The 12,041-nt window shown below is 68.9% G+C and carries 11 protein-coding genes; 5 read left to right on the top strand and 6 right to left on the bottom strand.

The annotated features are described in order from the left end of the window. Positions 1–68: 68 nt before the first annotated feature. From ING98_11455 to ING98_11430, 6 genes are all read right to left on the bottom strand, one after another. Entirely contained in the window at positions 69–1,577 is a 1,509-nt protein-coding gene (locus ING98_11455) for a tripartite tricarboxylate transporter permease (protein MCA3102483.1), read from the bottom strand. Between the two features lie 54 nt (positions 1,578–1,631). Then, on the bottom strand, positions 1,632–2,087 hold the full coding sequence (locus ING98_11450) for a tripartite tricarboxylate transporter TctB family protein (protein MCA3102482.1): 456 nt from the start codon (positions 2,085–2,087) through the stop codon (positions 1,632–1,634). Positions 2,088–2,124: 37 nt separating this feature from the next. After that, the gene (locus ING98_11445) at positions 2,125–3,081 is read right to left on the bottom strand and encodes a tripartite tricarboxylate transporter substrate binding protein (protein MCA3102481.1); all 957 of its coding nucleotides are present in this window, start codon (positions 3,079–3,081) and stop codon (positions 2,125–2,127) included. A 104-nt stretch (positions 3,082–3,185) separates the two neighbouring features. Continuing rightward, complete coding sequence (locus ING98_11440; protein ID MCA3102480.1) at positions 3,186–4,181, bottom strand: LLM class flavin-dependent oxidoreductase; 996 nt, start codon at positions 4,179–4,181, stop codon at positions 3,186–3,188. A gap of 22 nt (positions 4,182–4,203) precedes the next feature. Continuing rightward, positions 4,204–5,289 (bottom strand): NAD/NADP octopine/nopaline dehydrogenase family protein, encoded by a 1,086-nt coding sequence (locus ING98_11435; protein MCA3102479.1) that lies wholly within the window; start codon positions 5,287–5,289, stop codon positions 4,204–4,206. Positions 5,290–5,338: 49 nt separating this feature from the next. Beyond that, on the bottom strand, positions 5,339–5,647 hold the full coding sequence (locus ING98_11430; GenBank protein MCA3102478.1) for a non-heme iron oxygenase ferredoxin subunit: 309 nt from the start codon (positions 5,645–5,647) through the stop codon (positions 5,339–5,341). 179 nt (positions 5,648–5,826) lie between these two features. Here ING98_11430 and ING98_11425 point away from each other — a divergent pair, with 179 nt between their 5' ends. The 5 genes from ING98_11425 (at position 5,827) to npdG (ending at position 12,002) form a co-directional block, all read left to right on the top strand. Beyond that, positions 5,827–7,050, top strand: a complete 1,224-nt coding sequence (locus ING98_11425; GenBank protein ID MCA3102477.1) for a Rieske 2Fe-2S domain-containing protein — start codon at positions 5,827–5,829, stop codon at positions 7,048–7,050. After that, complete coding sequence (locus ING98_11420; protein ID MCA3102476.1) at positions 7,047–7,574, top strand: aromatic-ring-hydroxylating dioxygenase subunit beta; 528 nt, start codon at positions 7,047–7,049, stop codon at positions 7,572–7,574. The genes ING98_11425 and ING98_11420 overlap by 4 nt, the downstream gene beginning before the upstream one ends. A gap of 14 nt (positions 7,575–7,588) precedes the next feature. Next, a complete protein-coding gene (locus ING98_11415; GenBank protein ID MCA3102475.1) occupies positions 7,589–8,611 on the top strand; it encodes a tripartite tricarboxylate transporter substrate binding protein in 1,023 nt (340 codons plus the stop codon). Between the two features lie 266 nt (positions 8,612–8,877). Further along, positions 8,878–11,313 (top strand): 5-amino-6-(D-ribitylamino)uracil--L-tyrosine 4-hydroxyphenyl transferase CofH, encoded by a 2,436-nt coding sequence (gene cofH / locus ING98_11410; GenBank protein MCA3102474.1) that lies wholly within the window; start codon positions 8,878–8,880, stop codon positions 11,311–11,313. Next, positions 11,310–12,002 carry an NADPH-dependent F420 reductase gene (gene npdG / locus ING98_11405; protein ID MCA3102473.1) on the top strand — a complete coding sequence of 231 codons (693 nt, stop codon included), beginning with the start codon at positions 11,310–11,312 and terminating at the stop codon, positions 12,000–12,002. Before cofH ends, npdG begins: the two co-directional genes overlap by 4 nt. Positions 12,003–12,041 lie beyond the last annotated feature (39 nt).

Below are 12,041 nucleotides of genomic sequence, written 5' to 3'. Positions count from 1 at the left end.
GTCTTGCGCCTGCGATTCTCACAGCATACCGCAGCCCCGGCCGGCGGCAAGCCCCCTGCTTCCCGCCCCTACTCGCGCAGCAGTTCCCGCTGCCGGCGCACCCCCGGCAGCAGCACGAACACCAGCAGCAGGACGGCAGCGGCCAGCAGCGTCGCGCTGATCGGCCGCTGCAGGAAGATCATGTAGTCGCCGCCGGACACGGCCAGCGAGCGGCGGAAATTCTCCTCGAGCATCGGCCCGAGGATCAGGCCGAGCAGCAGGGGCGCCGGTTCGCAGCCGAGCTTGCGCAGCACGTACCCGGCCACGCCGGCCATCGCCATGAATACCACCTCCATCATGCTGTTGCGCAGGCTGTACACGCCGATGCAGCAGAACACGATGATCGCGGGGAACAGGTAGCGATACGGCATCTGGATCAGGCGAACCCAGAGACCGATCAGCGGCAGGTTCAGCACGACCAGCATCAGGTTGCCGATCCACATGCTGACCACCAGGCCCCAGAACAGTTCCGGCTGCCTGGCGATGATCTGCGGCCCGGGCTGGATGCCGTGGATCATCAGCGCGCCGACGAGCAGGGCCATGATCGCGTTGGGCGGGATGCCCAGCGCGAGCATCGGGATGAACCCGGCCTGCGCACCCGCGTTGTTGGCCGCCTCCGGCCCGGCCACGCCCTCCACCGCACCCTGGCCGAAGCGCGACGGATCACGCGCCAGCTTCTTCTCGAGACTGTAGGACGCGAACGACGGAATGGTCGAGCCACCGCCTGGCAGGATGCCCATCGCGATGCCCAGCAGCGTGCCGCGCACGGTCGCGGGCGTCGCACGCCGGAAGTCTTCGCGCGACGGCCACAAGCGGTCGCGCAGGCGCGCAAGCCCGCCGTTCTGCGCGCGTGCCTCCAGGTTGAGCATGATCTCGGACAGGCCGAACAGCCCCATGGCAACCGGCACGAAGCCGACCCCGTCGAACAGGTCGTCGATGCCGAAGGTGAAGCGCTGCTCGCCGGTGGTGACGTCGGTGCCGATCAGCCCGACGAACACACCGAGCACGATCATCGCCATCGCCTTCACCAGCGAGCCGTGGGCAAGGACGATGGCGGCCACCAGACCGAGCACCATCACCGCGACATAGTCGGGGGACTGGAACAGAAGCGCGACGCTCGCGATGGCCGGGCCGCCGATGGCGATCGCGAGCGTGGTGACCGTCCCGGCGAAGAGCGAGGCCAGCGCGGCGATCGCCAGCGCCGCGCCGGCCCGCCCCTGTCGGGCCATCGCATGGCCGTCGAGGCAGGTGACCACCGACGACGATTCACCGGGCAGGTTGACCAGAATGGCGGTGGTCGACCCGCCATATTGCGAACCGTAGAACACGCCGGCCAGCATGATCAGCGCCCCGGTCGGCTCGAGGTAGAAGGTGATCGGCATCAGCATCGCGATCGTCGCGGTCGGACCGATGCCGGGCAGCACGCCGACCAGCGTCCCCAGCAGGCAGCCAACCAGGCACAGGCCGAGGTTCACCGGCGTCATCGCGACGCCGAAGCCCTGCGCGAGGTTGCCGAGCAGCGCCGTGAGCAGGTCCATCAGCGGGTCCATCGGCAGGTATGCGCCATCGTGCGCCCGGGCCGCCTGCTCATGTCATCCGCCGCCCAGTCGGGGCAAGGCATGCAGCGGCAGGCCGAGGCCCCAGACGAAGATCGCCAGCACGGCCAGCGACAACACGGCGGCCGGCAGAAGCACCGAACGCAACGCCACGCCGGGTACCGCACGGGCCGCGCACAGCGCGGACGCGAAGATCGCGATCACGACGCCGAGCGGCTCGAGCGCGAACGCAAAGGCGAGCACGGCGGCGGTGACCGCCAGCAGCGGCCGCAGGCGACCGGGTGCGACCGCCGGCGCCGACGCACGCAGACCACCGGCGGCGATCAGCAGGCCGAGCCCGACCATCAGCCAGCAGGCCGCAAGCGGCACGTAGCCCTCGCCCATCGCATCGGCAGTGCCGACGTTCAGCGAGCGGCCGGCAACCAGGCCACCCGCGCCGATCGCCAGGAACAGCGCGCCGGCGAGGGTGTCCTGGTTGAGCCAGCGGGACATCGTCCGAGGACTGCCGACAACCGTGTCGGACAGGTACCTACTTCTGCCGGGCGCGGACCAGGCCCGCCTCGAGGAACACCGGGTACATCGCCGCGTCCTCGGCGACCAACCGCTTCGCGGTATCGGCGCGGTTCAGCGGCTCGACGATGAAGCCTGCCGCGCGTGCCTTCTCGATGAATCCCTTGTCGCGCATCGTCTCGAGCAACCTCGCCTCCAGGATGGCGAGCCGGTCGGCCGGCGTTCCCCGGGGCGCTGCGATGTAGCGCCAGGTACCGGCGATGAAGTCGATGCCCTGCTCGCGGAACGTCGGCACATCGGGCAGCAGGAAATGGCGCTGGGTCCCGGCAATCGCGAGGCTGCGGGCGGCACCCGAACCGTGGTGCTGCGAAATGTCCGGCGCCGGCACGGTCGCCGAGTCGATCTCACCCGAGAGCAGCGCCTGCACGGTCGGCGCGAAGCCGGCGTAGGCGATCTTGTTGATCTTCGCCCCGAGGGTGCGCTCCATCAGGGACGCCGCCACATGCGAAGAACCGCCTGGCTGGTCATTGCCATTGCGCAGCTTGCCGGGGTTCGCCCTTGCCGCAGCGATGTAATCGGCGAGGGTCTTGATGCTGGTCTTCGCGCCGACGGACAGCACCACCGGATCGTCGCCGAAAAAGGCGATCGGCTCGAAGTCGGACAACGCGTTCGCGTTCGGGTTGTTGTATTGCGCAAACACGGCGCCGGTGGCCACCATGGCGATCGTGTAGCCATCCGGCCTCGACGAAGCCATCTCCTTCAGTCCGATGGTGCCGCCAGCGCCCGGCCTGTTGACCACCACCATCGGCTGACCCATGCGCCTGGAGGCCGCATCCGCGACCAGGCGCATCGCGATGTCGCTGCCACCACCGGGCGGCCAGGGCACGATCATGGTGATCGGCTGCGACGGGAAGGCCTGGGCGATCGCGGCGGGCAGCGCGATGACCGAGCATGCGGCGGCCAGTGCCGCAGCCATCGTCCGTCGGACGGCTGCGAGGCGGCGGCGATGGCGTCGCGGGTTCGAGGGACGGCTGCATTCGAGGCTGTTCACGGCGTGCTCTCCCGGATGGCTGGCTGTTTTCATGCTAACGCGAACTCACGGATGACCGCCAGCGACTCGCTGCGATCGGATTCGGTGCCGGTCAGGTAGAGCACCGGCTCGGTGACGCCCGCATCGATGTAGTCCTGCAGGCGGCGCGCGCAGCGCTTGCGGTCGCCCCACACCGCGAACGCTTCGACGGCGGCCTCCGGTACCAGCCGCGTGGCTTCGTCCATGTCGCGCCGCGATACCGCGTCGATGATCGCTTCCTGGTCGATCGGGATGCCCGAGTGCGCGATGCCATCGTCGATGTAGCGGTTGCGCAGCACGAAGGCCAGCTTGGTACGGCTCTTCTGCATCGCGTCGCGCTCATCCTTCGAGGCAACGAAGAAGATGTAGGCGGCCTTGCGTACCGACGCGGGATCACGCCCGGCCGCCGTTGCACCTTCATCGACCAGCGCGTAGGAAGCCTTGACGAACTCGGCGGACAGCCCTGCCGACAGCACCGCGCCGTCCGCCGACTTCCCGGCGAAGCGCAGCATCTGCTCCTTCATCGGGGCGAGATAGACCGGTATCGGCTGCGGCGGCCGGAACATCATGCGGGCGCCGGCGAGCCGGTGCAGCATCGCTTCGGGCTGCTGCACCGGTTCGCCCGACCACAGGCCGCGCAGCGCCGCGAGGTACTCGCGGTTGGCCACCAGCGGCTTCTCGAGCTTCAGCCCGGCCTCGGCGAGGAACAGCGGGTTGCCGACGCCGATGGCGATGGCGACGCGGCCCGGGGCCGCTTCGGCGAGCGTCGCCATCGCCATCGCGAGCGGCACCGGGTTGCGCAGGAACGGACTGATGGCGGTGGGCACCACCGTGGCACGCTGCGTCGCCATCGCGAAGGCCATGCAGGAGGTGAGCGGATCGCGATACCCGAGGTGCTCGGCCATCCAGAAGCTGGAAGCGCCGGCCGCCTCGGCCTCGCGCGCGGTGTCGAGGGATTCGCCGAAGGTAGAGAAGCCGTCGAAGCTGATGCCGATGTTTACTGTCACGCAATCACCCTGCTGGTCTGGTTCAACCGCGGATCCGGCGCAGCAGCGCCGCCCGGTCCATGCCTTCGATGCCCATCGTCGCCGCGGTACGCCCGACCGCTGCGAAATCCGTGCCTGTGAGCGCGCCGCCGAGGCGGTACAGCGCGTCGGCCACCGGGGTCGGTACGCCTGCGATGCGCGCGATCTCGATGAACGGCAGCAGCCCGTGCCCGAAGTCTTCGCGGTAGTAGCGGTGTTCGAGCGAATCGGGCGCACGGATCCGGCGGTTGGCCTCGCCGCTGGCGATCGCGTTCAGCAGGTCATCGGTATCGGTGACCCAGGGTTCGACCGTACCGTAGCGCTGCATCTCGGCTGCAACGCCGGGCAGCGCATGCCCGAAGGCCGCCGCCACCGCGATGCGTTCGGCATCGAGCTGGCGCATCACCCGGATCACGCCGGGCGTCATGCCCTGTACGTAGAACGTGAAGTCGCCGCGGGTCGCCTCGACCCACGCCGCGCCGAGTACCGCGCCGGGCGCGTGCAGAACCATGTTGAGGTTGGCCAGGCTGGAGTCGAGCACGTCGCCGACGCGCTGCGCGACCGGGTAGAGCACCGTCGCGGCAGCCGCGGCGGCCTCGCCGCCGGGGAGCACGCCCAGGCGCAGGAATTTCGCACGGCCGGTGATCGTCACCCGCGCCGGCTGGTACTTGCGGGCGATGTACGACAGCGTATGGAACTCCGCGACCGGCGGCACCGCTCCCCCGCTCGCCACGGCATACGCATGCGAGAACTCGAGCGCGCCGCCGGTATGGCCAGGATTGAGCACGACCGGCAGCCGATGCGCACCGGCTCGCGCCAGGTCGCTTGCGACGGCCACATGGGACAGTGTCGGCAGGCATACCAGCGCGACATCCGCACCGTCGATCGCATGGCCGATGTCCGAGGTCATCAGGGCCGGCTCGGCGAAGCCTTCGCCGAACACGCCTTCATACTCGACGCCGCCGCGCGCGATGAACGGCGCGAGCGTTTGCGCCGAGCGGTTCCACAGGCTGACCCTGTGCCCCGCCAGCGTCGCCTCGGCGACGGCTGCCGCGCCTCCGGCACCAGCCCCGATCACGGCCACGTGCATGTTCAGTACCTCCTGCCGGACACCGGCACCACGATGGTGCGAAGGTCGTTCACGCCCGCACCAGCACGCGGCCGCCATCGACGCGCACCGGATAGACCTTCAGGTCGATGGTGCACGGCGCGGTCAGCGCACGACCGGTACGGATGTCGAAAAGTCCACTGTGGATCGGGCATTCGATCTTGCCGTCGGTGATGAAACCATCGGCCAGGCTCGCCGATGCATGGGTGCAACGGTCATGCGTGGCGAACACCTCGCCGTCCAGGTTGTACAGACAGACCTGCTCGCCCTCGACGCGCACCAGAAGGGTGCCGTCTTCCGGCACGTCGCCGTGCGCGCATACGTCGATCCACTCGCTCATCAAACTTCCCCCGCCGTCTTCCAGGTGTTAGCCCAAAGGCGATGAACAGGATACACGACGGGAGGCTGGAAGCGCCGGCCTGTGATCACAGTCCGAGCCATTCCATGTACGATCGTGCGCTTGAAACCCGTGCGGAGGCAGTCCCGATGAACACTCCATCCCCGGTCGAGACCGACGGCATGTTCCGATGGCCAGACGAAGGGCTGGCCCGCGTGCCGTTCAGGGTCTACAACGACCCGCAGATCGCCGAAGCCGAGCAGAAGCTGCTGTTCCAGGGCGAGACCTGGAATCTGGTCTGCCTCGACCTCGAAGTCGCCGAACCCGGCCAGTACCGCACCAACTGGATCGGCGAGACACCGGTGATCGTGGTGCGCGACCCGGTGGCCGACCGCATACGGGTGTTCGTGAACCGCTGCGTGCACCGTGGCTCGATGCTCTGTCTCGAGCGGCACGGCAAGGCAGAGAACTTCACCTGCATGTACCACAACTGGGTGTACAGCCTCGACGGCAAGCTGCAGAGCATCGCGTTCAAGCGCGGCGTGCGCGGGCAGGGCGGCATGCCGGCCGACTTCGACATCACCAAGCACGGACTGCGCGAGCTGCGCGTCGACACCATCCGCAACCTGGTGTTCGCGACCTTCTCCGACCAGTTGCCGCCGGTCGCCGAATGGTTCGGCCCGCGCATGGTCTGGAGCCTGGAGCGTTTTTTCCACAAGCCGATCCGGCTGATCGGCGGCTACACGCAGGTGCTGCCCAACAACTGGAAGCTCTACGCCGAGAACGTCCGCGACTCGTACCATGCCAGCCTGCTGCACACCTTCTTCGCCACCTTCGGCCTGAACCGGCTGTCGATGGATGGCGCGGTCGAAGTGAACGAGGCCGGCGGCTCGCACCTGAGCTGGTCGAAGATGGCCACCGACGATGCCGAGGGCACCGACTACGCGTCGGGCGGCCTGCGCTCGATGCGTGACCTGGCAATCGAGGACCGGCGGCTGCTCAAGACCTGGCCAGAGTTCCCCGACGGCATCACCCACATGATCCAGACGCTGTTCCCGAACGTGTTCCTGCAGCAGATCCAGAACACGCTCGCCGTACGCCTGCTGGTACCGCGCGGCCTCGACCGATGCGACCTGCAGTGGTGGGTATTCGCCTACGAAGACGACACGCCGGAACAGCTGCGCATGCGGTTGATGCAGAGCAACCTGGTGGGGCCGGCCGGGCTGGTCTCGCTGGAGGATGGCTTCATCGGCAACGCTGTACAGCGCACCACCCGTGGCGACCAGGGCCACGGTGCGATCGTCGAGATGGGTGGCCATGGCGTCGGCACCGAACGGCAGAGCCGCGTGTCCGAGGCCGCGGTACGCGGGTTCTGGCAGCAGTGGCGCGGACTGATGGGGTTATGAGCATGGCGACCACGATGGGTTACACCACAGCCGACCGCGAGTTCCTGCTCGCCGCCGGGCAGACATGCACCGACTGTGCCGGCGCGATCGACGACGACAACCTCGAGGCCTGGCCCGACTACTTTTCGGAAGACTGTCTGTACCGGGTCGAGACGCGCGAGGGCCGTGCGAACGGCTGGCAGATCGGGCTGATGCATTGCGAAGGCCGGGGCATGCTGCGCGACCGCGTCCTGGCGATCCGGCATGGCAACGTGTTCGATCCCCACACTTACCGTCACGTGCTGTCGATGCCGCGCTTCGCGCCGGCTGCGCCCGGCAGCGATGGCACGGAGATTGCATCTGCACGAAGGGTATTGACCAGCTTCAACGTGACCCGGGTGATGCAGACCGGCGAAACAACGCTGTTCGCAGTCGGGACCTACGACGATGTGTTCGTCGAGGCCGAAGGCAGACTGCTGATCCGCAGCCGCACGGTGGTCCTCGATTCGCGCAACCTCGACACGCTGCTGGTCATCCCGCTCTGAGGAGAACCCGTTCCATGCCAGCCGCTGCCGTACTGCCGTACACGAAGCCCGTACCTCGAGGGCGTTCATTCGCGGCTGCCGCCGCTGCCCTGCTGTGCCTGCTGGCAGTGCCGGCAGTGGCGGCCGACCGCCCGGCTGGCTACCCGGCGCAGCCGGTACGGCTGGTGGTGCCGTTCCCGCCGGGCGGCACCAGCGACATCGTCGGGCGCGTGATCGGCCAGCGGCTGTCGACGACCGTCGGACAGCGCTTCGTCGTCGAGAACCGCCCGGGCGCCGGTGCAGCCATCGGCATCGTCGCAGTCACGTCTGCAAGCCCGGATGGCCATACGCTGCTGCTGGGTGCCGCCGGCCCGCTGACGATGAGCCCGCACATGGGCAAGGTTCCCTATGTCGTCGACCGCGACCTCGCTCCGATCGCGCTGATCACGGCAGTGCCCAACATCGCGGTAGTGCACCCCAGCGTGCCGGCGAAGACGCTGGCCGACATGGTGAAGCTGGTCAATGCCCGCCCCGGCAGCGTGAGCTTCGGTTCGGCCGGACAGGGCACGACCGCCCACCTGTCGGGCGAACTGTTCCGCACGCTGGCCGGCGCACAGATGATCCACGTCCCCTACAAGGGCACCTCGGCTGCAGTGTCCGACCTGGTCGGCGGCCAGATCGACATGCTGATCGACAATCTGCCCGGCGTGCTGCCGCAGGTGCGGGCAGGCAAGCTGCGCGCGCTGGCGCTGACCAGCCCGATGCGTTCGAAGGCGGCGCCGGACGTGCCCTCGGCCGGCGAGGCCGGGATGAAGGACCTGATCGTCAGCGGCTGGTTCGGGTTCCTGTCGCCGGCGAAGACGCCGGTACCGGTCAACGAGTGGCTGGCGCAGGAGATGATCGCCGCCGCCCGGGTACCCGAGGTGCAGGCACAGCTCGCCGACCTCGGCGGCGAGCTCGACCTGAAGGGCCCGGCGGAGTTCCGAACCTACCTGCGCGCCGAGTTCGAGCGCTGGGGAAAGATCATCGGCGCTGCAAAGCTGGCGATACCGCAGTAGACGGCGCAGCACGGACCGCGCGTGACGCTCGATCGGCCACAAGGCCGAAGGCCCGGGCAACACACCCGAGGTGTGATCACAGATACACGTTCGCCAGCCTGTGCGGCCAGCTTGGGCAAGATCGATTCGGGGTACGATATCTGCAGACCCTGCAGAGGCAGCAAGCCTTGTCCACGACCGAAGATCCGATCCGCCTGCTGACCCGCCTGGTCGCCGAGTCCGGCACGGGTGTCGGCCCGGATCGCGCCGCCTCGGCCACCGCCGAGATGCTCGGCCAGGCACGTGCGCTGCGCGATGCCGGCCACGGCCGACGCGTCACCTATTCGCGCAAGGTCTTCATACCGCTGACCCGCCTTTGCCGGGACGTCTGCCACTACTGCACGTTCGCCACGACGCCGCACGCACTGCCGGCGCCGTTCCTGTCCGAGGCGGAAGTGCTGGCAATCGCGCGTGCCGGTCGCGACGCCGGCTGCGACGAGGCGCTCTTCACCCTCGGCGACAAGCCGGAGCTGCGCTGGCCGGAAGCCAGGGCATTCCTCGACCGCGCCGGCCATGCGACCACCATCGACTACCTCGCCGCGATGTGCGAGCGGGTGCTCGAGGAAACCGGCCTGCTGCCGCACGTCAATCCGGGCGTGATGACGCCTGCGGATATCGCGAAACTGCGCCAGGTCAGCGTGTCGCAGGGGCTGATGCTCGAGTCGACATCGCAGCGGCTGTGCGAGCGCGGTGGCCCGCACTTCGGCTCCCCCGACAAGATGCCCGCCGCTCGGCTGGCGACGATCGCCGCCGCCGGGAAACTGCAGGTGCCGTTCACCAGCGGCATCCTGATCGGCATCGGCGAGACGCGTGAAGAGCGCCTCGAGGCACTGCTCGCGCTGCGCGCACTGCACCTGGAACACGGCCACCTGCAGGAAGTGATCGTGCAGAACTTCCGCGCCAAGCCGCGCACTGCGATGGCCGGTGCACCGGACGCCGGACTGGGCGAGCTCGCCTGGACGATTGCGCTGGCGCGTCTGGTCTTCGGTCCATCGATGAACATCCAGGCGCCACCCAACCTGAGCCCGGGCGAAGCGCGTACGCTGATCGATGCAGGCATCAACGACTGGGGCGGCGTGTCCCCGGTCACGCCAGACCATGTGAATCCGGAGGCGCCCTGGCCAGCTGTCGCGGCGCTGCGCGAGGCCACTGCAGACGCTGGCTTCCGACTGGTCGAGCGGCTCGCCGCCTACCCAGCGTGGTGCATGCAGCCGGCACGATGGTTCGACGAGCAGGTACGGCCAGCCCTGCTGCACCGGATGGACACCGAGGGCCTTGCCCGCAGCGACGACTGGTCTGCGGGGCGCACCGGCCCGGTGCCGTCAATCTGCGGCGAAGGCACGGCAGCGCACGCCTCGTCGCGGCCGGCGATCGTCGATCGCGGCATTGCCGATGCGCTGGCCTCGGCACGGCGCGGCGACCTGCTGCACGAGGCGCAGCTGGTTCGACTGTTCGCGGCACGCGGTGGCGAGGTGGCCGAGGTCGCAGCCGCCGCCGACGAACTGCGCCGCGCGCGCAACGGCGACGCAGTGAGCTACGTGGTGAACCGCAACATCAACTACACCAATGTCTGCCACTACGGCTGCCGCTTCTGCGCATTCTCGAAGGGGCGGCACAGCGCGCAGCTGCGCGGGCCAGCCTACGACCTCGACGACGGCGAGATCGCACGCCGGGTCTCCGAGGCCTGGGCGCGCGGCGCCACCGAAGTCTGCATGCAGGGTGGCATCCATCCCGGCTACACCGGCGACACCTATCTGCACATCCTGCGCGTAGCGAAAGAGGCTGCCCCCGGCATCCATGTGCATGCGTTCTCGCCGCTCGAAGTGAGCCACGGTGCGGCCACGCTCGGCCTGTCGCTCGACGCATTCCTCGGGCGCCTGCGCGATGCGGGCCTTGGTACCCTCCCCGGCACCGCCGCCGAGATCCTCGACGACGAGGTGCGCGCGGTGCTCTGTCCCGACAAGCTGCGCACCGCGCAGTGGCTTGAAGTGATGGCCGCGGCGCACCGCGTCGGGCTGCGTTCCACCGCCACCATCATGTTCGGCCACCTGGAGCGCAGCGAACATTGGGCGCGGCACCTGCTGCGCATCCGTGCGCTGCAGGAACGTACCGGCGGCTTCACCGAGTTCGTGCCGCTGCCGTTCATCCACATGGAAGCGCCGATGTACCTCAAGGGACGCGCACGGCCCGGGCCGACCTGGCGCGAAGCGCTGCTGATGCATGCGGTAGCCCGGCTGGCGCTCGCCCCTGCCATCGGCAACATCCAGTGCTCCTGGGTGAAGCTCGGCCCCGAGGGGGTACACGCCGTGCTCGGTGCTGGCGTGAACGACCTCGGCGGCACGCTAATGAACGAGAGCATCTCCTTCGCCGCCGGCAACCAGCATGGCCAGGAACTGGCGCCACCGCAGATGGAAGCGCTCGTGCGCCTCGCAGGACGCACGCCGGTGCAGCGAACGACCACCTACGGCGCGGTATCGGCCGAACGCGTATCCGCGGCATGGGCGGCGCAGCCGCTGCTGCCGGTCGTGCAGACACCGCTGCGCAGGCGCAGCCAGGCATCTCGGGCGAAAGACCCTCTGGCCCATGCGCCTGCGCCATCGGCGACAATGCCGGCTTCCCGCGGCACTGCCGCAACTCCCACAGCGACGACCACTGACGCATGAACGATACCGCCCCCCCCTCCTTCTCACCCCTCTCGATCGCCGTGCTCGGCGGCTCCGGCAAGGAAGGCTCTGGCCTCGCGTTCCGATGGGCGCATGCCGGGCACCAGGTGACGATCGGCTCGCGCGACCCGGCGAAGGCAGCGGCGGCCGCCGCCGAACTCGACGCGCTGCTGGCTGGCCGGGCGACGGTGAAGGGTAGCGACAACCTGTCCGCCGCGCGGGCGGCGCAGGTGGTCGTGCTCGCCGTGCCTTATGCCGCGCAGCGCGAGACCGCGATATCTGTGCGCGATGCACTCGAAGGAAAGGTGCTGGTCGACGTGACGGTGCCGCTGGCGCCACCGAAGGTGGACCGCGTGCAGCTTCCAGGCGCCGGCTCGGCGGTGCAGCAGTTGCAGGTTGATCTGGGCGCGGGCGTGAAGGTCGTGTCGGCGTTCCAGAACGTATCGGCGGTGCACCTGAAGGACCCCTCGCACCCGATCGACTGCGACGTGCTGGTCTGCGGCGACGACGCGGATGCGCGCGAGCTGGTCGTCGGGCTCGCACGCGACGCCGGCATCGCCGCCTGGCATGCCGGCGTGCTCGCGAATTCCGCAGCCAGCGAGGCGCTGACCTCGGTGCTGATCGCGATCAACAAGCGCTACAAGATCCCCGGCTCGGGCATCCGCATCACTGGCCTGCCGCGGCCCTGAGTCCGAACGCGCCCGAACGCGCCGCCCCCCGCACCCCCG

This window comes from Rhodocyclaceae bacterium (genome assembly GCA_020248265.1).
GTDB lineage: Bacteria > Pseudomonadota > Gammaproteobacteria > Burkholderiales > CAIKXV01 > CAIKXV01.
This window is presented reverse-complemented; position numbering and strand designations above follow the sequence as displayed.

What these genes read in the sequence shown, in the direction of transcription:
- ING98_11455 (MCA3102483.1), bottom strand. Translation starts at nt 1,577, where the DNA reads ATGGACCTGCTCACGGCGCTGCTCGGCAACCTCGCGCAGGGCTTCGGC.
- ING98_11450 (MCA3102482.1), bottom strand. Translation starts at nt 2,087, where the DNA reads ATGTCCCGCTGGCTCAACCAGGACACCCTCGCCGGCGCGCTGTTCCTG.
- ING98_11445 (MCA3102481.1), bottom strand. Translation starts at nt 3,081, where the DNA reads ATGGCTGCGGCACTGGCCGCCGCATGCTCGGTCATCGCGCTGCCCGCC.
- ING98_11435 (MCA3102479.1), bottom strand. Translation starts at nt 5,289, where the DNA reads ATGCACGTGGCCGTGATCGGGGCTGGTGCCGGAGGCGCGGCAGCCGTC.
- ING98_11430 (MCA3102478.1), bottom strand. Translation starts at nt 5,647, where the DNA reads ATGAGCGAGTGGATCGACGTATGCGCGCACGGCGACGTGCCGGAAGAC.
- ING98_11425 (MCA3102477.1), top strand. Translation starts at nt 5,827, where the DNA reads ATGTTCCGATGGCCAGACGAAGGGCTGGCCCGCGTGCCGTTCAGGGTC.
- ING98_11420 (MCA3102476.1), top strand. Translation starts at nt 7,047, where the DNA reads ATGAGCATGGCGACCACGATGGGTTACACCACAGCCGACCGCGAGTTC.
- ING98_11415 (MCA3102475.1), top strand. Translation starts at nt 7,589, where the DNA reads ATGCCAGCCGCTGCCGTACTGCCGTACACGAAGCCCGTACCTCGAGGG.
- cofH (MCA3102474.1), top strand. Translation starts at nt 8,878, where the DNA reads ATGCTCGGCCAGGCACGTGCGCTGCGCGATGCCGGCCACGGCCGACGC.
- npdG (MCA3102473.1), top strand. Translation starts at nt 11,310, where the DNA reads ATGAACGATACCGCCCCCCCCTCCTTCTCACCCCTCTCGATCGCCGTG.